General features: G+C 54.5%; 25 protein-coding genes. 19 read left to right on the top strand and 6 right to left on the bottom strand.

Translation table 11 applies throughout. The features are described 5' to 3' along the window. The 3 genes from MED297_RS19740 to glnK form a co-directional block, all read left to right on the top strand. The coding region (locus MED297_RS19740) for an ATP-binding cassette domain-containing protein (RefSeq protein ID WP_008048172.1) at positions 1–802 on the top strand (802 nt) is incomplete at its 5' end. Between the two features lie 292 nt (positions 803–1,094). Further along, positions 1,095–1,652: an ATP-dependent Clp protease proteolytic subunit gene (locus MED297_RS19735; protein ID WP_008048171.1), complete on the top strand. Its 558-nt coding sequence runs from the start codon at positions 1,095–1,097 to the stop codon at positions 1,650–1,652. A gap of 79 nt (positions 1,653–1,731) precedes the next feature. Then, a complete protein-coding gene (glnK, locus tag MED297_RS19730; RefSeq protein WP_008048170.1) occupies positions 1,732–2,070 on the top strand; it encodes a P-II family nitrogen regulator in 339 nt (112 codons plus the stop codon). Between the two features lie 76 nt (positions 2,071–2,146). On the opposite strand, the gene MED297_RS19725 is transcribed toward glnK, so the two are convergent. Further along, the gene (locus MED297_RS19725) at positions 2,147–2,488 is read right to left on the bottom strand and encodes a hypothetical protein (RefSeq protein ID WP_008048164.1); all 342 of its coding nucleotides are present in this window, start codon (positions 2,486–2,488) and stop codon (positions 2,147–2,149) included. 259 nt (positions 2,489–2,747) lie between these two features. Beyond that, positions 2,748–3,749 (bottom strand): phage shock protein operon transcriptional activator, encoded by a 1,002-nt coding sequence (pspF, locus tag MED297_RS19720; protein ID WP_008048162.1) that lies wholly within the window; start codon positions 3,747–3,749, stop codon positions 2,748–2,750. A gap of 170 nt (positions 3,750–3,919) precedes the next feature. On the opposite strand from pspF, the gene MED297_RS22210 reads away from it, so the two are divergent. The 7 genes from MED297_RS22210 to MED297_RS19690 all read left to right on the top strand — a co-directional run bounded on the left by MED297_RS22210 (position 3,920) and on the right by MED297_RS19690 (position 7,818). Further along, a complete protein-coding gene (locus MED297_RS22210) occupies positions 3,920–4,081 on the top strand; it encodes a hypothetical protein (protein ID WP_154651017.1) in 162 nt (53 codons plus the stop codon). A gap of 46 nt (positions 4,082–4,127) precedes the next feature. After that, the gene (gene pspA, locus MED297_RS19715; RefSeq protein WP_008048159.1) at positions 4,128–4,805 is read left to right on the top strand and encodes a phage shock protein PspA; all 678 of its coding nucleotides are present in this window, start codon (positions 4,128–4,130) and stop codon (positions 4,803–4,805) included. A gap of 88 nt (positions 4,806–4,893) precedes the next feature. Beyond that, positions 4,894–5,136, top strand: coding sequence for an envelope stress response membrane protein PspB (gene pspB, locus MED297_RS19710; protein WP_008048158.1), 243 nt, complete (start codon positions 4,894–4,896; stop codon positions 5,134–5,136). 9 nt (positions 5,137–5,145) lie between these two features. Further along, on the top strand, positions 5,146–5,637 hold the full coding sequence (locus MED297_RS19705; RefSeq protein ID WP_008048157.1) for a PspC domain-containing protein: 492 nt from the start codon (positions 5,146–5,148) through the stop codon (positions 5,635–5,637). Between the two features lie 79 nt (positions 5,638–5,716). Continuing rightward, positions 5,717–6,232 carry a hypothetical protein gene (locus MED297_RS19700; RefSeq protein ID WP_008048156.1) on the top strand — a complete coding sequence of 172 codons (516 nt, stop codon included), beginning with the start codon at positions 5,717–5,719 and terminating at the stop codon, positions 6,230–6,232. A gap of 120 nt (positions 6,233–6,352) precedes the next feature. After that, a complete protein-coding gene (locus MED297_RS19695; protein ID WP_008048155.1) occupies positions 6,353–6,820 on the top strand; it encodes a hypothetical protein in 468 nt (155 codons plus the stop codon). Positions 6,821–6,837: 17 nt separating this feature from the next. After that, a complete protein-coding gene (locus tag MED297_RS19690) occupies positions 6,838–7,818 on the top strand; it encodes a Gfo/Idh/MocA family protein (RefSeq protein WP_008048154.1) in 981 nt (326 codons plus the stop codon). A gap of 24 nt (positions 7,819–7,842) precedes the next feature. Here MED297_RS19690 and MED297_RS21655 read toward each other — a convergent pair whose 3' ends face one another. Both MED297_RS21655 and MED297_RS19680 read right to left on the bottom strand, forming a co-directional pair. Further along, positions 7,843–8,457 (bottom strand): HAD family hydrolase, encoded by a 615-nt coding sequence (locus MED297_RS21655; RefSeq protein ID WP_008048153.1) that lies wholly within the window; start codon positions 8,455–8,457, stop codon positions 7,843–7,845. Between the two features lies 1 nt (position 8,458). Then, entirely contained in the window at positions 8,459–9,211 is a 753-nt protein-coding gene (locus tag MED297_RS19680; protein ID WP_008048152.1) for a pyridoxine 5'-phosphate synthase, read from the bottom strand. 217 nt (positions 9,212–9,428) lie between these two features. Here MED297_RS19680 and MED297_RS19675 point away from each other — a divergent pair, with 217 nt between their 5' ends. Beyond that, a complete protein-coding gene (locus MED297_RS19675) occupies positions 9,429–11,612 on the top strand; it encodes a LemA family protein (protein ID WP_008048150.1) in 2,184 nt (727 codons plus the stop codon). A gap of 15 nt (positions 11,613–11,627) precedes the next feature. On the opposite strand, the gene MED297_RS22205 is transcribed toward MED297_RS19675, so the two are convergent. Continuing rightward, positions 11,628–11,774, bottom strand: a complete 147-nt coding sequence (locus MED297_RS22205; RefSeq protein WP_008048149.1) for a hypothetical protein — start codon at positions 11,772–11,774, stop codon at positions 11,628–11,630. Between the two features lie 180 nt (positions 11,775–11,954). Between MED297_RS22205 and MED297_RS21650 the strand changes: the two genes are divergently transcribed. Next, positions 11,955–12,698: a substrate-binding periplasmic protein gene (locus tag MED297_RS21650; RefSeq protein WP_161599322.1), complete on the top strand. Its 744-nt coding sequence runs from the start codon at positions 11,955–11,957 to the stop codon at positions 12,696–12,698. On the opposite strand, the gene MED297_RS19665 is transcribed toward MED297_RS21650, so the two are convergent. Next, positions 12,692–15,739 carry a DEAD/DEAH box helicase gene (locus tag MED297_RS19665; protein WP_008048146.1) on the bottom strand — a complete coding sequence of 1,016 codons (3,048 nt, stop codon included), beginning with the start codon at positions 15,737–15,739 and terminating at the stop codon, positions 12,692–12,694. The genes MED297_RS21650 and MED297_RS19665 overlap by 7 nt on opposite strands. 189 nt (positions 15,740–15,928) lie before the next feature. Here MED297_RS19665 and MED297_RS19660 point away from each other — a divergent pair, with 189 nt between their 5' ends. From MED297_RS19660 to MED297_RS19630, 7 genes are all read left to right on the top strand, one after another. Then, complete coding sequence (locus MED297_RS19660) at positions 15,929–16,336, top strand: DUF2170 family protein (protein WP_040557762.1); 408 nt, start codon at positions 15,929–15,931, stop codon at positions 16,334–16,336. Between the two features lie 13 nt (positions 16,337–16,349). After that, positions 16,350–17,054 (top strand): PspA/IM30 family protein, encoded by a 705-nt coding sequence (locus MED297_RS19655; protein ID WP_008048144.1) that lies wholly within the window; start codon positions 16,350–16,352, stop codon positions 17,052–17,054. Next, the gene (locus MED297_RS19650) at positions 17,041–17,280 is read left to right on the top strand and encodes a hypothetical protein (RefSeq protein ID WP_008048143.1); all 240 of its coding nucleotides are present in this window, start codon (positions 17,041–17,043) and stop codon (positions 17,278–17,280) included. The genes MED297_RS19655 and MED297_RS19650 overlap by 14 nt, the downstream gene beginning before the upstream one ends. A gap of 7 nt (positions 17,281–17,287) precedes the next feature. Next, positions 17,288–17,617, top strand: coding sequence for a hypothetical protein (locus tag MED297_RS19645; protein WP_008048142.1), 330 nt, complete (start codon positions 17,288–17,290; stop codon positions 17,615–17,617). A gap of 1 nt (position 17,618) precedes the next feature. Continuing rightward, positions 17,619–18,245, top strand: a complete 627-nt coding sequence (locus tag MED297_RS19640; RefSeq protein ID WP_008048141.1) for an OB-fold-containig protein — start codon at positions 17,619–17,621, stop codon at positions 18,243–18,245. 48 nt (positions 18,246–18,293) lie between these two features. Further along, entirely contained in the window at positions 18,294–20,285 is a 1,992-nt protein-coding gene (locus MED297_RS19635) for a hypothetical protein (RefSeq protein WP_008048140.1), read from the top strand. Between the two features lie 107 nt (positions 20,286–20,392). Then, complete coding sequence (locus tag MED297_RS19630; protein ID WP_008048139.1) at positions 20,393–25,624, top strand: DNA repair ATPase; 5,232 nt, start codon at positions 20,393–20,395, stop codon at positions 25,622–25,624. The last annotated feature ends 142 nt before the right edge of the window (positions 25,625–25,766 follow it).

The following is a 25,766-nucleotide window of genomic DNA, read 5'->3' as shown; positions in this document are numbered from 1 at the left end:
GGGTCACATCCACCGCGGTCAGAACATGAAAGTCGGGTACTTTGCTCAGCATCAACTGGAGTCTCTGGACCCGCAGGCAAGTCCGTTTCTGCACATCCGACGTTTGGATCCAAACGTTCGGGATCAGGAAATCCGCAACTTCATCGGTCGGTTTGGTTTTTCCGGGGACCGCAGTGAAGAGCCGGTGGCGCATTTTTCCGGTGGTGAAAAAGCCCGGGTGGCGCTGGCGATGATTGCCTGGCAGAAACCGAACCTGTTGCTGCTCGACGAACCGACCAACCACCTCGATCTGGAAATGCGGGAGTCGCTGAACTTTTCCCTGCAGCAATACGAGGGCGCGGTCATTCTTGTTTCGCACGATCGCTACCTGTTAAACGCAACGGCGGAAGAGTTCTGGTGGGTTCGTCATGGTCGGGTGGAGTCCTATCGCGGCGATCTGGCGGATTATTTCCAGGAACTGCTTAAAGCGCCGGCAACCCGGTCAGAGGCGCGTCCGGAAGCCGACGCTGGCAGTGTGGATAAAAAAGCTCAGCGGCAGGCTCGTGCCGAACAGCGACAGAAGCTGAAACCGTTGCGTGATGACATTCGCAAGGCCGAAAAACAGATGGAAGCGCTTCAGAGTCAGCTGACAGAGATTGAAAATCGTCTCGGTGATACCACCTTATATGAAGCCGAGAACAAAGATCAGCTTCAGACTTTGCTGAAGAGCCAGGGCGAACTCAGTCAGGAACTGAGCCATTGGGAAGAGGTCTGGATGCAGGCGCAGGAAGCGCTGGAAGCGTTCGATGAGGACGCGTCCTGAGCGATCGGCCTTGCACCGAGTCATCCACATTAACTGTGGATAACTCTTTGAATAACATCTTTGCAGATGGCTGAGAGTGAGCTCTGGTGGGCGTTACCTGTTTTTGCGCTGTAATTGAGCAGGTCAAAATTTATCAGTTTTTTCAATGAGTTAGTTAAATCCGTTGATGGCATTCCATTTTTGCAATGACCAGTTGCCTCAACGTTCGTTCAATGTGTATAGATTCAGTCGACCATGTCTGTCTATACTCAGATAACCCATCCGTTACAGGGATTCAGATAAGGAGACGCCTGTGAAAGACGAGAAAAGCCAGGACCCGGTCAGTGAACGTTTGTTCAGCGGTCGAAAAGTTCTGATCTGCGAAGAGATCAATCAGGAAATGGCCAAAAAGGTCACCGCGCAGTTGCTGGCGTTGGCTGAAGAGTCCGATGATGACATTGTTCTGTTTATCAACAGCCAGGGCGGTCACGTCGAAGCCGGCGATACCATTCATGACATCATTCAATTTATTGCACCGCGCGTGAAAGTGGTTGGTACCGGTTATGTTGCCAGCGCGGGGACGCACATTTTCCTCGCCGCCGACAAAGGGGACCGTTACTGCTTGCCGAACACGCGTTTCCTGATTCATCAGCCATCCGGTGGTGTGGGTGGCCAGGCCAGCGACATTGCGATTCAGGCCGAGCAGATCATTCGCATGCGCGAGCGGTTGGCCCGAATCATTTCAGAGCAGACCGGCCAGCCCATTGATCGTGTTCGCAAAGATATCGAGCGAGACAACTGGATGACCACCGATGAAGCCATTGAATACGGCATTGTCGATAAGGTCGTACGGTCATCTTCCGAAGTCTGAAGCATCAAAGAATAACGGCCGGGGCATTGACCCGGTCCGGCGTTAATCACAGAAAACAAAAGCATTCGAGGAAGACCCGATGAAACTAGTCACTGCCATTATTAAACCGTTCAAGCTGGATGACGTCCGAGAGGCGCTGTCTGAAGTGGGTGTACAGGGGATTACGGTTACCGAAGTTAAAGGTTTTGGACGTCAGAAGGGCCACACAGAGCTGTATCGTGGCGCGGAGTACGTTGTCGATTTTCTGCCGAAAATTAAACTGGAAATCGCTATTGACGACGACAAGGTGGATGGCGTGATTGATGCCGTCACCGGCGCTGCTGCTACCGGCAAAATCGGTGATGGCAAGATTTTTGTGTCGTCACTGGAACAGGTGATTCGTATCCGTACCGGTGAAACCGGCGTCGAAGCCGTTTAACTCGATACTCTGTTCAGCGCTCATGAAAAACGCCGGTTAAGACCGGCGTTTTTTTTGGTGAGATGAACCTGCGGGGTTAACCGGTCCGGATCGCTTGGCGGCGGCTGAACTTGACCCGAAGCGTGCGCATGCTGATGGTTGTCGCCACGGCAAACAGATAGCCAGCAGCGTATACCAAACCGGTGACTTCGATAATGCCCGGCCCATACATGCCTATTTCGCGTAACAATGTAATCGCAATGCCCAGTCCGAAACCGGTAATGACATGACGTTGGCCGGTCAGAAAGACCGTTCCGGTCACCAGACCCAGCAGTGCCATGAGAATCCATAACTGATAAGGCGATTGCAGCCATAACCCAGCGGCAAACAGGCATAACAGCGTCAGAATGGTGGTTGGGAAGATGCGTTGCATCGGCATGAGCGGTCTCCGGTTAGGATGCGTTGCTGTCATTAACCGGGTTTTTGCCAGATGCCTCAATTGGACTTTGGTCGGTGAAAAAACCGAAATGCTTTTTTAGCGGTTAGTGGCAAGATGTTAGCGGCAAGTGGGACATTGACATCTTTCTGAATTGTGGCCTCGTAAAGCCCGTGACCAGAATGAAAAAATGGATATGGATTACGGATTGATAAGAGGTGAACCTCTACCACTCTGAACACTTGCAGCTTGCAGCTTGCAGCTACTTAACCCCAATCAACCCATGCTTTTTCAACTGACTGCGAAACTGATGATAGGTCAGCCCTAGTGCCTCAGCGGCTTTACCCTGATGTTCATCGTTTTGGTCGAGCGCTTGCTTCAGCAGGTGAACCTCATAGCGGGCCACCTGTTCACTGAACCCCAGTGCCGGATCAATGCTCATCGGGATGCCTTGTTGTTCCGCGGTGGACGATGAGGCCGGTGCCCACGGCGAGTCAAACGGATCAATCACCAGATGGTCAATCGGCTCAGCCGGAATGCCCCATCGGTACACACTACGCTCAATGACGTTTTTCAACTCACGTACGTTACCGTGAAATGGGTGTGCGGCTAATTGCGCCAATGCTCGGTCGGTAAAGCCTGGGAAGTCTTCCCAGCCCAGCTCAATGCTCATGGCGATCGCAAAGTGTTCCGCCAACCGTTCGATGTCGTTATCGCGTGAGCGCAGGGGTGGCAAGGTCAGCACATCGAAGGCTAAGCGGTCCAATAAGTCTTCACGAAAACGACCTTCCCGCGCCAGCTTCGGCAGGTTTTCATTGGTTGCCGCAACGATGCGGACGTTCGCATGCAGCGTTTTCTGTCCACCGAGGCGTTCAAACTCGCCGTACTCGATGATGCGCAGCAGTTTTTCCTGCAGGGCCTGGGACATATTGCCCAACTCGTCCAGAAACAGTGTGCCCTCATCCGCGCGCTCGAAACGTCCTTTATGGACACGGTTAGCGCCGGTGAACGCGCCGGGTTCATAGCCGAACAGATCGGCGTCCAGCAAAGATTCACTGATGGCGCCGCAGTTGACCTTCAGGAAGGGTTGCTCCCATCGGGACGACAGGAAATGAAGGCGCTCGGCAATCAACTCTTTACCGGTACCTCGTTCACCGATGATCAGTACCGGACGGTTTAACGGGGCGACCTGCGAGACCTGATCCAGCACATCGGACAGGGCGCTGCTTTCGCCAATGAGGCGCTGCGGTTGGTTCCGGGACATCGGTCGCGACCTTGTTTCGCTGAATTGGCTAAACAATATAGTCAGTTTGCTCAGTCAATACGATGGGCTATAGGTCATTTGTTTAATAAGTCCTTTTAAATCAATGAGTTAAAGAAATGGCACGGATCCTGATAAAGGAATATCAAGAACACTCATCAGGAGGTTTGAAAATGGAACTTATCAATGTATCCGATCGCGCACCGCTCTATCTCGGGTTGATCACGCTGAACAGCGCGTTGGCAACCGTGACCGTGGTGTGGGCAGGCATTCTTGGCTTTGGTCTCAGTGCCCTGGTGCTTGAATCGGTGTCCCGCTGGCTGAAACGCCTGTAGACGGACGCGGAACCGACTGACTTTTATTTATCGCAGGAGAAAGACAATGGGTATTTTTTCACGTTTAAGCGACATCATTAACAGTAACCTCAACGCGATTCTGGATCGTGCGGAAGATCCGGAAAAAATGATTCGCCTGATCATTCAGGAAATGGAAGAAACTTTGGTGGAAGTCCGTTCCAGTTCGGCCCGGGTCATCGCCGATAAGAAAGACGCGCAACGTCGTCTGGACCGGTTGCAATCCGAAGCCGATGACTGGGAAGGCAAAGCGCGACTGGCTCTGGAAAAAGGTCGTGAAGATCTCGCCCGGGCGGCCTTGTCTGAAAAGCAAGGTCTGCTGGATGAAATCAAAGTGGTCGAGCAGGAGTTTAATGCTCTCGACGATCATTTGGCGCACTTGTCTGAAGAAATCGCTCAGCTGCAGACCAAACTGAACGATGCCAAAGCGAAGCAGAAAACCATGATGATGCGACAGAAAACCGTATCAACGCGGATGAAAACACGGTCGCAACTGAACAAGGACGCGCTCAACGATGCCTTTGAAAAGTTCGAGCACTACGAGCGCCGGATGGATAACATGGAAAGTCAGCTGGAAGCGGAAGATCTGGGTCGCGATGTGAAGCAGTCATTGAAAAATGAAATTGATTCACTGGCACAGGATGATTCAATCAATGCCGAACTGGAACGATTGAAAGCTGACCTGTCTCCTAAGAAGGACGACTGATCGCCTCGGTACGATGGCTCGCAGCCGGCGATAACAGGACATACAGCTTCGGACCCTTGGTGCGAAGCTGTTTTAACAGGAGACAGTTATGCAATTTTTCGAATTTCTATTTGTGCCGACCATTTTGTTTATGGTCGTGGTCATGCCGATCTGGCTGGTCATGCACTACAAACATAAAAGCAAAACCAGTCGGGGTCTGAGTGACAGTGATCAGGCGACCCTGGACGATTTGCTCAGAACCTTGGACTCTCTGGCCGATCGGATGGAAGCACTGGAGTCCATACTCGATGAACGGAACCCGCGCTGGCGCCGTGATGCGACTCGGGAGTAAGGAGGCGATATGAGTTACTCAAAACAGGATCGACGTGCGCGCCGGCACCGACCGGATCCCTACTCACCGGAAGACTGGTGGGAACGCCGCCGACAAGGGTTTGGTATGAACCTTTATCGCAATACGCGAGACAAAAAGGTGGCCGGTGTCTGTGCTGGCCTGGCCGATCACTTTAATGTTGAGCCTTGGGTCGTGCGCCTGATTACCGTTGGCGGTTTTTTCTTCTTTAACATGTTGATGGTGTGGGCCTACATTGGCGCTTGGTTTGCCATGGCACCTCGGCCGAAAGGCTCGGTGATTCATCAGCGTTATCGTTATGATGAAAACCTGCACCAGGATCGACCAGTCAATATGTTTCGTTATCAGGGCAGTGCCAGCGATCGACTGGACACCGCCAAGGAGCGAATGAACGAAGTCGTGGATCGCGTCGGACGTATGGAGCGTTACGTGACATCCAAGCGGTTTGAGCTGGATCGCGAGTTTTCAAAAATACAGGATTGAGCCGGTTCGCCGGCTCACCGGGTGCCCTTAAATAACTTCCCCTGTATACTTTCGCCTCCTCGATTTCTGGTGTGAGTTCATGGCGTTTACCGTTCCCCGATTACTGAAAGAACCGACCGGCTGGGTCGTCATTGTGATGGTTCTGGGCTTTCTCTACGTGCAATGGCCGACCCGGGTACGCACGACACCCGAACCGGAGTACATCGTTCAGCAACCGGTGAACGGTTTTACCGTGCAATGGGAAGCCGAGCCTGAGGTTCAGTCAGACAGCAACCCACAGGCCTGGGGTCTGACGCGTAAGCGCATGTCATTCCTGGTGCAGAGCGACACGCTCGACGGCACCTTTGAAGCGCTGGTTCGTGAGGCTGCAGAGCAGGATCGCAGTACCGTCAATGGTGCGGTTCAGGAGCCTCTGGTGATCGGTGAGCGTGCCGCCCGATATGCCTTTTTCGACGCCGAGTCTCGTGTACAACAGCACCGTTGGTATTTGCTCGATGATAACCGTTGGGTGAAGGTGTCGGTTTTGTATAAGCCGAGCATGGAGTCCCGTGTTGAGCGGGCCGGTGTGTTTCTGGCCAATGCGATTCCCGGTTAAGACCGCTTTGAGGTAAAAAGCACAACTCGATAGCGTCGTCACCTGTCGGATCTACTGGGCATACAGATTTGTGAGGTTGGTCTAAACTGCCTGCTGAACTTCTGACCCACTGGCAGGACGATGTCTGATCCGATCTTCGGCCATTTGCCGGTTCCACCCGCGCTGGTGTATTTGCTGCATCAGTTGCGCGAACACGGCATCAAGTATCATCTCTATGGTGAGATCCCTGACGCCGACATGGTGTTTGTTGACCTGGATCGTCGCATTGCCGAAGGCTTGCGTGGCCAGGACATGCCAGACCACTGGTCAATGTGCAGTCCCCATTTTCTTTCGCAACGTGCACTCGAGCAGGGCCGCAGTGATCCGATCAACGATGAAGACATTGTCCCGGAGGCCGTCGTCATCGCTTTCGGTGGACGCGAAGCGGAAAACCTCGAGTACTTTAAAGCCCTGTGCGATCAGATCCGGTTTCTCAGACAGCAATCGCCAAGTCGTTTGGTGTACCATAGCCGGCAACCGCCTGAGCCCATGGAAATTCATGAACTCATGCAGGTTTTAGAGGCATCGTCCATGGGGGACGATCACTAGTCTGACGGGATGACAACATGATTCGATGGGCCGTTGTTGGTAGTGGCAACATGGCCAGTCTCTTTCTGCGAGACTGCCAAAACAGTACGCAAGGGCGATTCACCGCGGTGTACTCGCACAATCAGGAGCGGGCCGAGACCTTTGCCCGTGAACATGAGCTGGAATCGGCTTACAGCGATCTTGATCAAATGCTGGCCAGCGACGCCATTGATGCCGTGTACATTGCCAGTACTCACCCGAATCATGCACCTCAGGCGATCAAAGCGCTCCAGGCTGGCAAACATGTTCTCGTCGAAAAACCCATGGCGCTCAGCGAGTCACAGACCCGCGCGGTTTTTGATGCCGCCCGGCAAAACAACTGTTTTTGTGCAGAAGCCTTATGGACCAAGTTTTCACCCACTTACCAAAGCCTGATTCGCCAGCTCCGCGAAGGCCGCATCGGAGATGTTCGCCATGTCAGTGCGAACTTTGCCTTTACGATTGACCTGTCGGATACCCGCCATCGGTTGTTAAATCCCGAGCATGCTGGCGGTGCCTTACTCGATATCGGGTTGTATACCCTGTTTTTACCGATGGCACTGATGGGTGAGCCCACGCAAACAACCGCCGTTGTGACGCACGGCGAAATGGGTGTGGATTTGTCATCGGATGTCATTCTGGAGTTTGGTGAGGGTCGCAGCGCAGCACTGTCGTATCGATTCGATGCCATGATGCCGATGAAGGCGACTATTTCCGGATCAAAAGGTTGGGTGGAACTCGAAGCGCCATTTTTTGCCGGTAATGCGCTGCACTGGGGTGAAGCGGGTAAGCCGGTGGTAACAGAGCATGTTCCATTGCCGAATCGAGGTTGGGGCACCGAGTTCGATCAGGTCAACACGCACATTGCCGCGGGCGATCTGGAAGCGTCCGTGCACACACAGCAGGACAGCCTGCAGCTGGCACGACTGCTGGAAAGCCTGCGTCGCGAGCACGGCCCCATTTTTCCGTTTGAATCCTAAGTGCCCTCAAAACGGCTCTGCATATCAGAGCAGCTGGTAGTCGGTGAGCACCTGACGGATGTCATCCGGATTGAAGACCCGTTCTGCGTGTAAACCGACGTCTCTGGCGGCCTGCACATTGGCAGCACCATCGTCAAAAAACAGCACTGATGAGGGCGATGTCTGCAGCTTATCCAGCAGTGCCTGGTAGATGGCCGGATCCGGTTTCATGATGCCGAAGTCGAGACTGGTCCAGGGGTGGTCAAACAACGGAATAAAATCGTAGTCGGTCTGCACCTGTTGCCAATGGGCCGCGTTGGTATTGCTCAGCAGGCTGAGCGTGAATCGGGGTTTGAGTTCCTGCAGCAGCTCAACGACACCGGGGAAGGCATCAATGATGATTTCCCGGAACGCCTGCTCAAAGGTTTCGGGTGTGGTGTCCAGCCCCTGCTCTTCAATGAAATCGTGGGTGAAGGTGTTGAAATCGCACTGACCGGTTTCAAACCGGTGAACCGCTTCGGAAGCGCCCCATAATGCATGAATCTGGTCGAAGGGAATGTCCCGGCCGAGCAGGCCGGAAATTTTGCCGTGCCAATCGATATCGATCAGCACGCCGCCCATGTCAAATACCAGATGCTGAATGTCGGCGCCGTTGTTCATCTTATTGCTCCGAGTGGGTCAGTGCACTGCGTCGGCAAATATCCAGGTAGCGACGCGCGACAAACGGCATCCCGTATTCCAGGCATTCCACAATGAGCGCATGCCCAATGGAAACTTCAAGAATGCCTGGAATGTTCAGAAATGCCGGCAGGTTTTCAAGGTTCAGGTCGTGTCCGGCGTTGACACCGAGTCCCAGTTTTTGGGCTTCAACGGCAGCATCGTGAAAGCGCTGATGCACCTCGGTGTGTTGCGGGCGATGAAACTGACTGGCGTATTCTTCGGTATACAGTTCAATCCGATCGGTTTTGGATTGCGCAGCCAGCTTAACCTGTTCAACATCCGGATCGAGAAACACGGACACCCGGGTTCCGGTCGCTTTCAAACGGGTGAGGATCGGGTCGAGAAACTCTGCCTGGGTATGAAAGTCAAAGCCGTGATCACTGGTGAGCTGGTCCGGTGCGTCTGGTACCAAGGTCGTCTGGTCGGGACGAACCTCTTCAATCAATTGCAGAAAGGTTTCCGACGGATAGCCTTCAATGTTCAGTTCGATGTCATTCAACGGGCGAATCAGATCGCCCAGATCGCGGGCATCCTGGCGGGTAATGTGCCGCTCATCCTGGCGTGGATGAATGGTGATGCCGGTTACGCCAAGCTCAATAAAACGTCGGGCAAACTCAACCACGTTGGGCGCATCGTGCCCGCGTGAGTTTCGTAATAAGGCGATTTTATTAACGTTGACGCTGAGTTTGGTCATGAGATTTCCTTCTTTGCCGGTTGAACTGGGTCGTGATGGCGTAGTGTAATGAATCCGCGCCAGACCGGTAGGGTTGAATTAGTGTTATCAGGCCCCGGCAATCAGGACTCAGAGGAAAGGTCCTGACCGGTTTACGGCTTTTGGCACTGGACGGTTACCGTCCGCGTGCAAGATCATGCCCTTCCCATGGCCGATTGACCAGAAGGAACGAAAAACAATGTGGAAACGACTCGGCTTTGCAGTGCTCAGTGTGGTTCTGATCATTGCCTCATTATTTTGCTTTCGCTGGGGTTTTGCCCAGTTATCGGATGTTCGACAGCTCGACCGGTTGCCGTTGTCCTCACTGGATGCTGTCACGCAAGGTGTGTACGCCATTGAAGGTCGGGTGGCTGAACAGAACGCCCTGATCACCACTCCCTATGCCAAAGACCGGGTGGTGTACTTCCATTACAAACTGGAAGAAGAATACACCGACTCTGAAGGCAACCGGAAAACCCGGACACTGGATTCCGGCGAGAGCGCCACAACCTTTTTGTTAGAGGACAGCCTGAGCGAACGTCAGATTAACCCCGGCCGAGCCATTGGGGATATCGAATGGCATGCCCGGCAGACGTATCGGCGCAAATCCGGCGACCGGATTTATACCGAACATTCGATTCGCCCCGGCGATATGATTCAGATGATGGCCTGGTATGACTATCAACGTGAGGCGTTTGAGTTGTCGAGAATGCCGGCGGAACTGGAAACCATTGTGACCTATCAAACCTTGCAGACCGAAGGTGGCAACACCCTCTTTGTATCGGGTCTGCTGATCTCCGCGGCGACCGGATTACTGGCAGTCGGACTGGCGGCGGCATTGGTGGTGTTTGGCGTTCATCGTTACTGGGTTTTTGTCGTCGTGATGACGCTGGGACTGTTGGCTGCCCTGTGGAGTATTGGGCTGATTCACCTGCAGAAAGATTGGCAAGATGCGGCGGCGCTCTATCAGGAACGATCCGAAGGCGCATTAGCCAGCCGGGAACCGGCGGCCATTGAAGACCTCTATGCGATGTATGCGTTGATTAAACGCAGTGCTTCGCAATGGCCGGACAGCCTGTTGTTCCGTATGGCTGAAAATGAATCGTTTCGACCACCCGCCTTGTCGACCAATGAACAGCAGCGCATCGAAAGCCGATTGCAGGACACCTCGGGCAGTCAATATTCTCAGCAGTGGGTGGTTTATGTGCTGGCGGCCGGCGGAACCTTGGGTACGGCGGTGCTGATCTGGCTGGCGCTGAAAGCGATTCGCTTTAAGCGGCTGGTGGAGTTTGTCCCGACGTCTCAAACAACGGGACTGGCGTATGGCATTGCCGAGTTGTTTGGCATGATCAATGTCGATGACCGTAAACCCTTTCTGACCAGTCAGCTGAACAGCGCCAAATGTGTGGCCTATCGTTATTGCGTTGAAGAGCGGCGTGGCAGCGGCAAAAACGCGAAGTGGGTGACATTGGATGAAGGGGAAGCGCAGACGGAGTTCTGGCTTGAAGATGAGATGGGTCAGGTCGCGGTAAACCCGGCCGGTGCCAACATTGTGTACCCTGAAAAAAATGTCGATCGGCAGGGCCGTAAGCGCTACACCGAATATTGGTTACCCCCTTTCCGCAACGTTTACTGTCTTGGCTTTGCCGGCATCGCCGATGCCGATGCCGACCGGCTCAGCATTCAGAAAAGCGAAGATTTCGAGTACCTGATCACCACTCAGGAAGAAGACGAGGTCGTGAAAGGCCGGGGCGCCAGTGGTTTCATGCTCACCGGGTTGGCTCTTGGCTTCAGCCTGATGGCGGGGACCGTGTTACTCAGCGGCAGTGGCCTGTTAACGCCTCTGGACCTGATCAAAGTGTCGTTGATTGTGCCGTTGCTGCTGTTATTGATTACCGCCATCCTGCATTACAACGGGTTGGTGTTCTTGAAGAACCGAGTCGATAAAACCCGGGCCGACATCGACACTCTGTTGCAGAAACGTCATGACCTGTGGCCAAGATTGCTGACGACGGTGCAGGGGTATATGGCACATGAGAAAAAGCTGATGGCCGCCATGGTGAAACTGCGTAATGGTCAATCCAGTTATTCGGAAAACCCGGACCAGGCAGAAAAACAGCTGGCTTTCGAAAATAAGGTGGTGGATGCCTTTATCGCGCGCGTTGAAGATTACCCGGATTTGAAAGCCAACTCACTGGTAAAGACGTTCCGTGATCAGATGACCCGATCCGAGGACGAGCTTGCTTTGATCCGTCAGGGGTACAACGACTCGGTAGAACTCTACAACACGCAAATCGAAAAACTGCCGGATGTTGTGTTGGCGAAACTGTTCCGTTTCCAGCCTGCCAGTTCCTTTAATGCCGATCCGAGCGCCCGGTCTTAACCGGGCATTCAAGTATTAGGGTGCTAACAGGGCCTGCGCCCGAGCTGCATCGGACAGCAGCTGCCACCATTGCTGAAACTGAGCCCGGTGGCTGGTCGCCGTGTTGGTTGCCTGTGCGGCGGTTGTGAACCGCTGTTGAAATCTGTGGTGTTTGCCTGCCATCGACCTTCCCCTCTGGAACCTGAGTTCAGTATAGGCTAGTGACTCATCGATGGAATTTTAAAAAATCATAAATGACCATCGAAAAATCCGATAGAAGTCGCCCTTCGGGAGGCTGTAATTGAAGCAAACCCGTGAGGGTGGTCTACACTTCAATCGCTGACACCATCCGAGGGTATTCCGTTGAGGCAATTGGTCGTCTGGAGCCTGCTGCTTTTCAGTGTGGCGACAGCAAATGATTTAACGGCCCAGATCCGCAATCTGCAGGTCATAACCGAAGATTACCCGCCGCTGAACTACTTTCAGGACGGCGAACTGACGGGTTTGTCTGTGGAAATTCTTCAGCTGGTTTACGACGAGCTGGGCGTTGAGTTTCCCGACATCGACGTGATGCCCTGGGCGCGAGGCTATCATCTGGCACAATCCGAGCGCCCGGTCATGCTGTTCACCATGTCGCGGACCCCGGCGCGTGAGCCGCTGTTTCAATGGGTGGGCCACACGCATTCTTCCTACAGTTTCCTGTTCACTTTCGTGGGCAGCGGTATCGAAAGCTATAACCCCCGAGTTGATCACACCGAACGGGTGGTGGCGATTCAATCGGACATCAGCCAGTACGCCATGGAAGAACTGGGCTACCCCCCTGAAAAGCTCGATCTCGTGGATTCGCCGGAAACGCTGTTTACCCTGGTAAGCCGGCAACGTAGCCGCCTGTTTTCGCTGTCAGAAGCGCCCTATCGGACCTTGGTAAAGCTGGCGGATGAACAGGGGTTTGCCTTGCGCCTGTTGGCTACCACACGGGAAACCCGTGGGCATTATGCCTTCAGTTTTGGTGTCTCGGAGGACGTCGTCAACGCCTTCCAGGCCGCGCTGGATCGTGTGCGACCCGAACAGGAAACCATTCTTAAACGTTATAACATGCCTTACTGATAATGCTTCAGCCGCTCCGTTAAGGCTTCCAGATCGTTAAGCTGAAAGGTATCGGGCTTCTGCTGAGCGATGGTTTCGGTCAACGAGGTTTGCAACCGCTGCAGCGCCGACAGGTAATCCAAATGCCGTTGTTTAATGGGGGCTACCAAGCCATTCCAGTAAGCATGATCCTGACTGCCCTGTTCCCAGACCTGACTGAACAGCAACCGGTAGGTTTCCAGGTTTTCCAGTGTCTGACCTGCCACTGAGGTAATAGCCGATTGATATCGTAGATACGTCACTGAGCCGGGTTGAAAGAGGCTGCTCAACAGGGTTTCAAGCCGGTGAATCTGGTCAGTGAGTTGCAACTCAGCATCGGTGAACTCCTGTTGCACGTCCGGACTTTGCTGGCATCGAGAAAGCCCTTGCCAGAGTTTGGCAGGAATGAAGTCAGAGCCGGGTGTTGTTTCCTTGGGGGACTCCATCGATAGTCGATGATCGTATTGTCCGGCCCAGCGAAGCAGGTCTTCGATCAAACCATTGGGGTTTAAGACCCATTCCCGGGCACTGAACGGAAACAAGGGAATACCCGCGCGGAACAGGGCCAGGTAACGGTCCAGATGAATCGCCTGACCGACCTCGGAAGGAAAACCGATCAGGTCGACAGCCAGCGTCCGGCCATCGGCTTCCAGAATCAAATCGATGGGGATGTCGGCGATGTATTGCTGTGCCAGGGTACGGAAGCCCGCGTCCTGAAGTGCGGGTAACAGGTGTCGTAACCAGGGCAGGCTCTGTTCCGGTGCGGTTGCCGAGGTTGGTGGTGTGCGGCTGAAATCGTAATAGCTGCGTAGCACCGAGTTAACCGGCAGTTCGGCTGGACTGGCCGACAGAAACAGCGTCTGTTGGCGTCTGGCACGGGATGTCGCCACATTGAATACATCCGGTTGATTCAGATACCCCCAGGTGCCGGGGTGGCTGTGATCGTCGATAGCACAGGAAATCAGCATGTGGTCGCGCTCTTCACCCTGAAACGAAAAGGGCGTACCCACCTTAACCTGATGCGCGCGAATGTCACTGAGTGAACAGGTTTGCAGAATCTGTTGTTTCAGGTGCTCCGTCTGATCGCGGAAAAATGAAAGCACCCCGAGAGTCGTTTTTTTGCTAACCGGTTGGTTCCGTTCGCGGTTGATCAGCTGCGTCAGATGCTCGATAAGCACGGAAGCCTCAGCCTGATTGATTTTGTTAACCCGTTGTCCTTCGGTCATCACCCAGTTCAGGTGCAGCTTGAGACTGTTGACCTGATTCAGCCCGGTCAGCACCTGGACATCGCCCTGATAAAACTGTCGGCTGTTGAAATCCATCAATGGCGGCACGGAACGATAGTGTTCGTCGAGCTGGTGGCAGGCATCAAAGGCTGAAATACCTGTCAGGTACTGTTCGCTGTAGTCGAGCAGGCTGGTGTCGCGGAAGCTGACGACATCGTCCGGGTTCAGATTCAGGCTGCCGGCAATGCGGGCCTCCTGTTCGCGGCTCAAAAAGCTGTAATGTCGAAGTTGTCGGGGGTCGCCGGCCACCACGGCATGACGGCTCAGCGCCAGTGCCGGAATGGCTTCCGCCATATTGACCTGCGTCGCTTCGTCGATGATGACGGTGTCGAACAGGCCAAAAGCCTGTTCGGGCAGATCATCCAGTTTGATTAACCAGATTTTCAGCCCATCGGTGGGTGTAAACACATCGTCCCGGCGCTGATTCAGATGGCCAACGCTTTCGCGAAGACTGCCGCGTTTCAGGCGCTGTGCCAAGGTGGACCAGGCGTCACTGTTCTTAGTCCGCGAAAACTGAAAAGCCTGGTGCAGTTGTCGGTTAAGATCGGCACCGAACGCTCGGGCGAGTTGATCGACCGAGGCATGCAGGGTATCGATGGTGCGGTTGAGGTGATGATGGTCGCGGTGCCACAGTGACCACCATCGGCGTTTCAATGATTGCGAACCGGTCAGCTCGCCGGTTAGCCAGTTCTCTGTCAGTTGGGGTTCACGAGCCAGTTGCCGGCGCAGGCGTGTCTCGCTGCGATGGAAGTCCGCCCACGCGCCGGGCATCGCGCGAGTGGGCGCCGCAGGTTCGTCACTTCGGGTCAGTAGCCGCGACAGGTGTTCGGCCAGCTTTCGGGTCCGACGTCCCGGTCCGATATGAACCAGCCAGCGCTCATCAAGACCGATATCCTGCACCAGTTTTTCCCGCAGTACGGTCAGGGCATGGTCGCTGTGGCTGGTCAGCAAGACGGCTTTGTTGTCACTGGCCAGTTGCGCCGCCAACGTGGCGAGTAGCCGGCTTTTGCCGGTCCCGGGCGGACCCTGGATCAGCGAAAACCGACGCGTACGGGCGCTGTGCAACGCCTGGTTCTGGCGCTGAGATAAAAAGGGCAGTTCGGGCGTCGGTGTGGTCGTAACCGGCATAACAGACTGTCGCAGCAGACTTTGCCACAGCAGACTGTCGGGGTTGTGATGCTGGTGGGTCAGCCGGTCGAGATAGGCAACGAAATCGGCTTTGTGCGCGGTCGCACGAAAGTTTTTGGGCATCAAAAACAACACACTGACGGCCAGTTGCCGGCGTTCCGTGGATTGCTCGGCCTGCTCTTGCAACCAGTCGGCCAGGTTCGACAGGCTCGGCAGTGAGGCCACCGTTAATTGAGGGGCCGGTTCGGTATCGGCCTGTAACTGTTGTTGCCACTCCTCGTCCCAGTCCGGCTCGGCCTGGGGGTTATCGGCCCAGGCGTTCATCTGCGCGACGCGGGACGGGCGATAGTGGGCATCGGTCGTGGCTGCGCTGTTGGGTTCCGGAATCAAGGTGATGCCGTCGATGCGCATCAGATGGACCTGATCGGCATCGATCACATATTGCTGCTGCCATTGCTCCGACCAGGGAATGCCGTCATCCAGGTGCGCAATGGCCAAAGGCACCAGATCTTTCTGATCAAATAAGCCGTACCCGGCGGAAGAGAAAAACGACGCCTGGAAGCAATCCCGGTAGTAGCGGATGACATCAGCAATGGCGGAAGTGGACACGGCCCGATCCTTGGAAGCATGGAGGGCAGATCTTAACGGCTTTCTGGTGGTTGCGCCAAATGGAAACCACACACTCAAAAGCTGTGACAAAAGTCACTTTCGTTCGTAACTGTTTGACATAATATGTCCCGCTCGGTCAGGATGACCGACATATTATGTCAATATCTGATGCTCAGCCAGGGAGGCGGCATGACCCGATTGCAACAGCTCAACGCATTCCTCGACAGCAGTCAGTTTGAGGGACATCGTTTCCATTGCATGCCGATTCAGGGCGATCATTCGGTCCTGCGGGTGGAAGTGGAGCATTTGAATGACCCTCCGATCTTTGTCACCCATACCGATACCCAGATTTTATGCATTGCCTACCTGGCACATCGCGCTGAGATTCGTGATGACCGCGAAACCCAACTGAACGCTCTGCTGCTTGAACTGAACGTGCCGATGCCATTAAGTGCGTTTGCGCTGGTTGAAAACTATTACGTCGCTTTCGGAGCCCTGGCCTTGGATTCCGATACCCATCTGATTGCAACCGAACTGGTAACGCTGGCTGAAAATGCTCAACAGGCATTACTGGCTTTTGAACCCTATCTGCGCTGAGGAGGACGGACCCATGCTCAGTAAACTGATCTCACTGTTAAAACGCAGCGTTGTCGAAATATCGAGCGCGGTTGGAGATGTCCCCGAGACGGTCGATCAGCAACAGGATCACCGACTGGAAGCTTCCATTGCCCGATCTCAATCGATTCTGTCGCAGGCGGAAACCGCGTTTCGAACCATGGAGTCGACCGAACAGAGCCTGGTACAACGACTCGACAAGTTGGAACGTGAACAGCAGCACTTGCAAACACAGGCCCGTTCGGCTCTGCAGGCCGGTCAGGAAACTCAGGCGGCGGTACATGCGCAGCAGATATCAGAATGTCGTCACCAAATGCAATCGCTGCAAACAGAGTTGAGTGAAGTTTCCGCGCAGACCGCCCGTGCCCGTTATCAGTTGAATCGCGCGCAGAGCGATCTCGGCGAACTGCTCCGGGAACGAGACATGCTGACGACCAGCCAAACCATGCATCAGACCACTCTCGCTTTGCGTGATCATCTGGCCGAGGGGACCGAATCACTGACCAATGCACGCGCCTCAGTCGAGCGCATACGCGCACGGCAGCAGCGCGCTCAGGATCAATGGCAGGCCGAGACCGACCTGCAGCAGTCACAGGACACCAAACTGCAATACCAACAAGCCGGCATCGTCTGGGATGACGACAGTCCGGACGCCATACTGGCCCAACTGAAAAAGGAAACCAACCATGGAAAACCGTGATTATCTGGAACTGTCGTTTCGCTCCATTCAGGCGTTTACCGACGACGGTAAACTGGACGCCGCTGAGTTTGACGAACTGATCAACATTGCCCTGCGTGATGGTGAGATTGATGACAACGAACGACGCGTTCTCGGCAACATTCTGGATCGGGTCCGCCCGGAAGAAATCGACGCCGAACTGGGCCGTAAGATTACCGAACTGCAGTCTTATCTGAATAACGCCTGAGGCCGCCATGGCAAAGCAACCCGAGGACTACTGGCCGGACGAACGACGCGCGATAAAAGCGGTGCAGATCGCCTTTGATATCTCGACCGACGCACAGCGCCGGATCAAGACATCAGCGATTAAAGCCGATCGCACACCGTCGGATCAGATTCGCAGTATTCTCGGGTTACCGGTGAAAAAACCGGTTCGGCCGCGTCTGACCATCAGCCTGTCCGCCGATGAAATGGCTTTGCTGGCAGAACGCTATGGCATTGATCCGGCGGATCACTTAGCGATTAAAGAACGCGCAGCGCAGGAGTTGCTGCAATGGAGTCAAACCTCGTCTGCTGAGGAGTAACATGGACACTTTTTTACACATCAGCCTGTCGTTCCCGACGGCGATCTGGACCACGGCTTTACTCATCTGCCTGCTGTTCCTGGTCATCGCCATGCTTGGCATGGCCGACTTTGACATACCGGGCGTGGATGTCGACCTCGATGTCGATGCCGATGCGGAGCTGCCCGGTGTTGCCGGCTGGCTCTCAACCTTTGGTCTGACAGGCGTCCCGGTTCCGGTGATCCTGACGTTGCTGGCGCTTTACGCCTGGTTAGCCAGTTACTTTGCCGCTTACCTGGTGATGCCGTCCGAGGCGGGGCTGATGAGTTGGCTGATTGGTACCGTCATTTCGCTAGGGGCGTTTGTGGTGGCCATTCCCTGCACCGCGATCACCATCCGTCCCTTACGCAAACTCTTCGGCAAAGCACAACGACAGGTTCTTGGTCGCTATGCCATTGGAAAAAACTGCACCATCCGTTCAAGCCGCGTCGATGAAACCTTCGGCGAGGCCCATTTTAACTACGAAGGCGCCAGTCTGATCATTCAGGTTCGGGCACCGGCGCACCTCGGTTATAAATCCGGTGATGAGGTCACCATCGTGCGATTCATTCCCGAGCAGGGCTGTTTTCAGCTCGCACAAACACACTAAACCACGACGACTCGTACTGAGCATTTCTAAGCAAAGGAGCACACAGAAATGGAACTGATCATGCCCATCTTAATCTGGGGCGGTGTTATCTTCGGCGTACTGCTGTTTTTAGCCCTGCTGTTTAATGCGTTCTATAAAAAGATCCCGCAGGGTTATGCGATGATCGTGAACGACATGTCCGCCAAACCGAAGGTGTTTTTCACCGGTGGGTTTGTGTTGCCGGTTGTTCACAAAATGGAAGTCATGAAGATCTCGCTGATCACCCTGGAGCTGGATCGGCGGGCCAAGGACGGGTTGATCTGTAAAGATAATCTGCGGGCCGATATCAACGTGGCTTTCTATTTGCGCGTCAATGAAACCCAGGACGACGTGCTCAAGGTGGCGAAGGCCATCGGCGTAGATCGAGCGTCTGATCGCGAAGCCGTTAACGAGCTGTTCAATGCCAAGTTCTCTGAAGCATTGAAGACCGTCGGTAAAAAAATGAACTTCCTGGAACTGTTCGAAAACCGGATTCAGTTCCGTGAACAGATCATCGAAGTGATCGGGCAGGATCTGAACGGCTATGTCCTCGAAGACGTTGCCATCGATTACCTGGAACAGACACCAAAGTCAGAACTCGACCCGTTCAACATTCTCGATTCGGAGGGTATCCGTCGCATCACGGAAGTGACGGCCACACAAAGCATTGAGACGAACCGTCTGGAAAAAGATCAGGCGCTGGCGATCAACAAGAAGAATGTTGAAACGCGTGAAGCCCTATTGGCACTGGAACGCCAGGAAGCCGATGCGGTGGCCCGTCAGAAGCGCGAAGTGGAAACGCTGAAAGCCCGGGAAGAAGCCGAAACACTGAAGGTTCAGCAGGAAGAACGACTGAAGTCGGAAGAAGCCCGCATCCGTACCGAAGAAGAAATTGCAGTACAGGATGTCAACAAAAACCGTCAGGTTGAGATTGCCAATAAAGCCAAGGAACGAGCCCTGGCGATCGAAGAAGAGAAGGTCGTTAAGGCGCGCGAACTGGAAGCGGTGAACCGCGAACGTGAAGTTGAACTGCAACGGATCGACAAAGAAAAGGCCCTGGAAGAAGAGCGTAAGATCATTGCCAACACCGTGTCTGAACGCATCGCTGTTGAGAAGAAGGTCGCCGAAGAAGAAGAACGCATTAAAGAGGTGCGGGAAATTTCTGAGGCGGATCGTCTGAAACAGGTTCGCATCATGGAAGCGGAAGCGACCTCCGAAGAAGAAAAGATCAAGCAGGTGAAAGCGGCCGAAGCCGAAGAACAGCAGGCGGTTCACAAAGCCAAAGAAATTCAGCTGATGGCTCAGGCCGAACTGGAAGCGTCCAGCAAGCAAGCCGAAGCAGCAAAGAAGAAAGCCGAGGGCGACCAGGCTACGCACGCGGCCTCTGGTTTGGCGGCCGCCAAGGTGCAGGCGGCGAAAGCCGAGGCGCTGGAGAAAGAAGGTCAGGCCGAAGCGCGTGTCATCGAAGCCCAGGCCATTGCCCGCGAGAAAGAAGGGCTCATGCAGGCCAAAGTACTGGAAGAGCGCCTCAATGCCGAAGCCAACGGGCTGCGTGAGCAGGGTCTGGCGGAAGCAGAAGCCAGCCGTCAGAAAGGCCTGGCGGAAGCCGAAGCGAGCCGTGAAAAAGGTCTGGCCGATTCAGCGGTTATCCGTGAGCGTGCCAATGCCGAGGCCGATGGTCTGACGGCGAAGTTCAATGCCATGAACAACATGAGCACCGAAGCGCGTGAGTTTGAAGAGTTCAAGATGCGCCTTGAAGCCGCACTGACAGAAGTTCAGGCGAAACTGGACGCCAACAAAGAGATCTCCAAAGATCAGGCCAGCATCATGGCCTCGGCCTTCGAGAACTCCAACATCGATATCATCGGTGGCGATGGCGACTACTTCAACAAGATGGCCTCCGGCATGGGCATGGGCAAAGCCATCGATGGTCTGTTAACCGAAAGTCCGATGTTGCAACAGATCATGCAGCGTTTCATGACGGCCGGTAAGACACCAGCCCCAGCCGACAAGGTTAACTAAGTCCCGGCTGACAGACACCCGGCTTATCATTTGAACCGAGCTGGGTTTCACGGATTCAAACAGCGCCTGTCGTCAGGCAGGTCGCTGTCGTTCTGCAAGGAAAACAGATGAGCGATTCTCACGACATCGATCAGGCCGTCGCGCAAGGCGGAGCCTACGAGGTCCTGCACAACCGGTTGATGGAACAGGGCCGGGCGCTTGAGCAACAGACACAACAACTCAATGATGCCCGTCAGGCTGAGTTCGGCAGTACTGACATGGAAGTGGCCGGTCGCGTTCGGCTGCGCACGGAAAACAACAGCATTGCACGCGACCTGGTTCGCGTCGGTGAGTGGATTCTGCTGGGTTACAACGTCAACATCGGGCTGCGTAAAACCACACGCGTCAACGATGTGTTTGCACTGTTCCGACCCGTTGAACGGGACGGCCAGTTTGAGGTGGAAGAGGTTGCCCTCAGCGGTACCTTCCTGAGTGATCAGCGCTTCGTGACCGAGTTTGAAGAACTCTACGCCTATTACAAACAGACGCACCTGATTCAGCTGACGGTGAAAGACAATAAACTGTTGGCGGCGTTTCAGATTGGTGACCGGTTAAGTGATCAGCGCGTGTTTCGCTGGTCTCTGGATGCGCAGGGTAATGTTACCGAGTACATCGACAATCGGGGCGAGCGGGACATTGCCTTGCCGCCGCGGTTTGACTTTGAATGGACCGAGTGCGGTCGCGACGACATCGTCGAAGGCCGGCATCCGCATTACAGCGTACTCGATACACTGTTTGTCGACTGCCAGCGCGGTGATTTGACTATCAAGGTTGAGAACAACACCGACAGCGGACTGGGTATTTACAGTGAACCGGTTGAGGTGGAAAGCCAGACACTGGATGATTGCCAGCTGGCCTATGCGGATCTTGGCCAACTGATTCTTCTGCGAATATTGCCGTATCGGGAAGAGACCACCCGTTATCTGGTATTCAATAAAACACTCGAGCGTGTGGTGCGAATTGATCTCATCGGTCAGTCCTGTGTGCAGTTACCTGAAGATCACGGCATCGTGTTTCCCGGCGGGTATTACCTCAGTACCGGCGATCTGAAGTCTTTCGATGACGATACGGTAGGCATGCGCTTTAAGCGGGTGGTGCGCTCGCCGAATGGTGAAGACGTTCTGTATGTGTTTTACGAACCCGAAGCCGGGAAGGTCGGTCTGTTCGGCTATAACCTGATCAGCAAAACCATGCAGAACCCGTTGTTCGGTCATGGTTACGGGTTGTTTGATGACGGTCGGCTGGCGCTGTTTTACGCCGAGGCGGAACCGACGCGGGTGCATCCGCTACAGATCTGGAAAACGCCTTATCAGTCGGATGAATACGTCAGTCAGCAACCGGCACCGTCAACCTTCTTTGGTCGGATTGGCAACGCGGAGCTCGTTCGAGGCGTCTCCGATCTGTACAGCGTGGTGCGAGCCGTGCGTACAACCGATGTCAGTGCGGAGCACTTTAATCAACTCTCAAAACACTGTGCCGGGCTTTTCGACAGCTACTTCTGGCTGGAATCTGATGAGCTGGCAGCACTGACCCCAATCATCCGACAGATCGGTGAAACCTCCGAGCAGGTGTTGGATGAGTTTGAGAAAGTTACCGCGATCCGGCAGCAGTCCGAGCAGGCGCTGAAGGATGCAGAGCGTGCACTTGAAAAACTGAAGTTTGATTTAAAACCGGATACCTGGAACAGCCCGCAACCCTTTGTTGACGGGTTGCAGTCCATTCGTGAGCAACGCGGTCATTTGCTGACGTTGCGTGACTACCGCTACATGCAAACCGAGCGGCTCGATGCATTGGACGGAGAGTTAGCAGAGCTCGAACGTGATTTGAACCAACGAACGCTCGCGTTCCTGTCGCAGGATAATGCGTTCGAGCCGTACCGGGATGACATTACTCAAGTACAGTCACACGCCAAAGACTGCACGACCGTGGCAGAACTGGCGCCCTTACTGGAAACACTTGAAACGCAATCGAACAGTCTGGATCTGTTGTCGGAACTGGTGGCGACCTTAGAAGTGACGGATCCGACGGTACAAACGCAGATCGTTGAATCGATTTCCGGTGTATACGGTCAGTTGAATCAGCAAAAAGCGAAGCTGGAACAGCAGAAGAACAGCATGGGGTCCAGTGAAGCGGTCGCGCAGTTTGGTGCTCGGTTTAAGTTGCTGGGCCAGAGCGTGAACAACGCGCTGGGCATGGCGAACACGCCGGAAAAATGCGATGAACAGCTCGCGCGTCTGCTGGTTCAGCTCGAAGAGCTGGAAAGCCAGTTCAGCGACTACGATCAGTTCCTGACTGACATCATCAGTAAACGGGAAGAAATTTACGAAGCGTTTGAAAGCCATAAGCAATCACTGCAGTCCGCGCTGCAACGTCGGGCGCAAAACCTGTTCTCGGCGGCTGAGCGCATACTCAGCAGCATTCAACGTCGCTGCAACAGTTTCCGCGATGTTGATCAGCTGAACACCTTCTTTGCCTCAGATGCGTTGGTGCAGAAAATCCGTGGGCTGTCTTCCGAGTTGCGCGAGCTTGACGACGTAGTTCGGGCCGACGATCTGGATGCCCGCCTGAAAGGACTGAAAGATCAGGCGATCCGGGTGTTGCGAGATCAGGCCGACCTGTACGAAGGCGACGGTCAGGTGATTCGACTGGGCAAACACAAGTTCAGTGTGAACACCCAGACTCTGGATCTGACGCTATTGGTTCGCGATGGTGTGCAAACCTTGCATTTGACCGGTACCGACTATTACGAACCGGTGAACGATGACGAGCTGGACAGCCTGAAGCCCTATTGGGAGCAGGCGCTGCCGTCGGAAACCGACGAGGTGTATCGGGCCGAGTATCTGGCGTATCAGATGTTGGAAGATGCACGTTACGATCGCGAGGCTTTGTCTCTGGATGCTTTGGCACTGGCGTCGACCGATGTTGAAGACATGTTGGCGTTGGTTCGCCCCTATGCCGCAACCCGATACCGCGAAGGCTATGAAAAAGGCATTCACGATCACGATGCAGCGGCCATTCTGTGTCAGTTGATACCAACCTATCAGGCGGCCGATGTTTTCCGTTTCGAAGGACGGGTTCGGGCCATGGCGGTTTTGTTCTGGTCGGTGCATCAGGCAGAGAAAGCCCACTGGGCGCTGGAAGCCCGCAGTGCGGCATCGCAACGTTCCCTGTTGAACAGTCATGCCGCCTGGAAGGCATTGCAGACAACTGTTACGGAAAGGCTGACGGCGTTTGCTGATGCCGAGCAGCTCCCGTTGACGCCGGCACAAGCGGCAGTAGCCGCGGACTATTTGTTGACCGAACTGTCGCGCGAGCCGTTGGCGTTTGCCATCAGTAAATACGCCCGCGAGTTATTGACGGCGTTTCAGTCGCACCTTGATCAGGCTAATGCGCTCGAGTCGTTTAACCAGATTCTGGAACAGACTGACATGTCCATCGGTCAACGATGGGCGCATGTCGAGCGCTGGCTGTCTGCCTATGTGAACCAACAGGAAGACCCCGCTGCTCTGAGGCCCTTTGTGATGGAAGCGGGGGCTTTACTGCTGTGTGAACCTCGGGTGAGTCTGAGGGATCTGGAGGCGGATCTGCTGATGCGTGTTGAACCCCTATACGGACAGCACAAGCGGTTAAACGACGGTGGGCTGGATCTGGTGTTGGATGATTTTCTGGCGCGCCTTCAGGACCACCATACCCGGGTCTTGCCCGACTGGCAGCGCTTGCAGAGCGTTCGAAACCGATTGGTGGAACAGTACCGTTCAGAGTTCCGGCTCGATCAGTTCAAGGCCAAGCCGTTGTCATCTTTTGTTCGTAACAAGTTGATCAGCGACGTCTACCTGCCGTTGATTGGTGACAACCTTGCGAAACAGATGGGTACCGTGGGTGACAGCAAACGTACCGACCTGATGGGTTTGCTGCTGATGATCTCGCCTCCGGGCTACGGTAAAACCACCTTGATGGAGTACGTGGCGAACCGGCTTGGACTGGTGTTCATGAAGATCAATTGTCCGGCCATCGGCCATGACATCACGTCGATTGATCCAGGGGCTGCGACCCACAGCGCGGCCCGTCAGGAGCTGGAAAAGCTGAACCTGGCGTTGGAAATGGGCAGCAATGTCATGCTGTATCTTGATGATATTCAGCACACGCATCCGGAGTTTTTGCAGAAGTTCATTTCCCTGTGTGACGGTACGCGTCGCATTGAAGGCGTTTGGCAAGGGCAAAGCAAAACCTACGACATGCGCGGCAAAAAATTCAGCGTGGTCATGGCGGGTAACCCGTACACGGAAAGTGGCGAGCTGTTCCAGATTCCGGACATGCTGGCGAACCGGGCAGACATCTATAACCTCGGCGATGTGCTCTCGGGTAAAGATGACGTCTTCGCGCTCAGCTATCTGGAAAACTCCCTGACGTCTAACTCGGTCTTGGCGCCCTTGGCGACACGGGAGATGGCCGATCTGTACAAATTGGTCGACATGGCTCAACGCGGACAGGTGAACAGCAATGAGCTGTCTCACACCTATAACGCGGCTGAGCTGCAGGAAATCCTGGCGGTACTGAAACACATGAAGACGATCCAGTCGATTGTGCTGAAGGTCAATCAGGCGTACATCGCCTCTGCGGCAACGGCCGACAAATACCGAACGGAGCCACCCTTCAAGTTGCAGGGCAGCTATCGCAACATGAACAAGATGGCGGAAAAAATCAGTTCGGTCATGACCGACAGTGAACTGGTCCGGCTGGTGGACGATCACTATCAGGGTGAGGCGCAGTTGCTGACGCAGGGCACTGAAGAAAACCTGATGAAGCTGGCTCAGTTACGAGGCACCGCAGACGAACGCGCCGAGCAGCGCTGGCAGGAAATCCTGGCGGACTTTCGGCGTGCCAAAGCGTTGGGCGGAGACGATGCCGACACCGGTCAGAAAGTCGTATCGCAACTGATGGATATGGTTGGCGCCATTCAGCAGGTCGGAGGGTTATTGCAGCAAGCTGGTCAGAATCAAACGGCAAGTACGTTACAGTCCTCATTGGCCTCGTTAGAACAGGCGCTCGGCAATCTTCGGTTCGAAGCGCCACCGGTTCAGGTGGTCAATCAGCCCGTTCCCGGTATCGACAAGTTGTTGAGTACGCTGGCCGATACCTTTGAGAACAGCCTGGTGCCACTGGCAAAAATCATGGATGGCAAGATCAATATCGATCTGAAAAATCTGGATCGGATGACCGCGATTCAGAAAGACATTCGTGAGTTGTCGAAGCAGATGTCAACGGAGGGTTCGTCCAGATCCTTTGATGCTAAAGGCTAGCACCTGAGTCAACACAGCAAGCCAGATGTTCAGTCAGTCCGGCGTTTGGTTCAACACCGGGGAGGCCTCCGAGTAATCGCGTTGGCCTCCTGAACCTTAATCGACAATAGTCGTTGAAACACGTTAACGCGCTAAGGAGTAG

It is taken from the genome of Reinekea blandensis MED297 (assembly GCF_000153185.1).
GTDB lineage: Bacteria > Pseudomonadota > Gammaproteobacteria > Pseudomonadales > Natronospirillaceae > Reinekea > Reinekea blandensis.
This window is presented reverse-complemented; position numbering and strand designations above follow the sequence as displayed.

Coding starts and splice junctions, on each gene's coding strand:
- glnK (WP_008048170.1), top strand. CDS start 1,732: ATGAAACTAGTCACTGCCATTATTAAACCGTTCAAGCTGGATGACGTC.
- MED297_RS19725 (WP_008048164.1), bottom strand. CDS start 2,488: ATGCCGATGCAACGCATCTTCCCAACCACCATTCTGACGCTGTTATGC.
- pspF (WP_008048162.1), bottom strand. CDS start 3,749: ATGTCCCGGAACCAACCGCAGCGCCTCATTGGCGAAAGCAGCGCCCTG.
- MED297_RS22210 (WP_154651017.1), top strand. CDS start 3,920: ATGGAACTTATCAATGTATCCGATCGCGCACCGCTCTATCTCGGGTTG.
- pspA (WP_008048159.1), top strand. CDS start 4,128: ATGGGTATTTTTTCACGTTTAAGCGACATCATTAACAGTAACCTCAAC.
- pspB (WP_008048158.1), top strand. CDS start 4,894: ATGCAATTTTTCGAATTTCTATTTGTGCCGACCATTTTGTTTATGGTC.
- MED297_RS19705 (WP_008048157.1), top strand. CDS start 5,146: ATGAGTTACTCAAAACAGGATCGACGTGCGCGCCGGCACCGACCGGAT.
- MED297_RS19700 (WP_008048156.1), top strand. CDS start 5,717: ATGGCGTTTACCGTTCCCCGATTACTGAAAGAACCGACCGGCTGGGTC.
- MED297_RS19695 (WP_008048155.1), top strand. CDS start 6,353: ATGTCTGATCCGATCTTCGGCCATTTGCCGGTTCCACCCGCGCTGGTG.
- MED297_RS19690 (WP_008048154.1), top strand. CDS start 6,838: ATGATTCGATGGGCCGTTGTTGGTAGTGGCAACATGGCCAGTCTCTTT.
- MED297_RS21655 (WP_008048153.1), bottom strand. CDS start 8,457: ATGAACAACGGCGCCGACATTCAGCATCTGGTATTTGACATGGGCGGC.
- MED297_RS19680 (WP_008048152.1), bottom strand. CDS start 9,211: ATGACCAAACTCAGCGTCAACGTTAATAAAATCGCCTTATTACGAAAC.
- MED297_RS19675 (WP_008048150.1), top strand. CDS start 9,429: ATGTGGAAACGACTCGGCTTTGCAGTGCTCAGTGTGGTTCTGATCATT.
- MED297_RS22205 (WP_008048149.1), bottom strand. CDS start 11,774: ATGGCAGGCAAACACCACAGATTTCAACAGCGGTTCACAACCGCCGCA.
- MED297_RS19660 (WP_040557762.1), top strand. CDS start 15,929: ATGACCCGATTGCAACAGCTCAACGCATTCCTCGACAGCAGTCAGTTT.
- MED297_RS19655 (WP_008048144.1), top strand. CDS start 16,350: ATGCTCAGTAAACTGATCTCACTGTTAAAACGCAGCGTTGTCGAAATA.
- MED297_RS19650 (WP_008048143.1), top strand. CDS start 17,041: ATGGAAAACCGTGATTATCTGGAACTGTCGTTTCGCTCCATTCAGGCG.
- MED297_RS19645 (WP_008048142.1), top strand. CDS start 17,288: ATGGCAAAGCAACCCGAGGACTACTGGCCGGACGAACGACGCGCGATA.
- MED297_RS19640 (WP_008048141.1), top strand. CDS start 17,619: ATGGACACTTTTTTACACATCAGCCTGTCGTTCCCGACGGCGATCTGG.
- MED297_RS19635 (WP_008048140.1), top strand. CDS start 18,294: ATGGAACTGATCATGCCCATCTTAATCTGGGGCGGTGTTATCTTCGGC.
- MED297_RS19630 (WP_008048139.1), top strand. CDS start 20,393: ATGAGCGATTCTCACGACATCGATCAGGCCGTCGCGCAAGGCGGAGCC.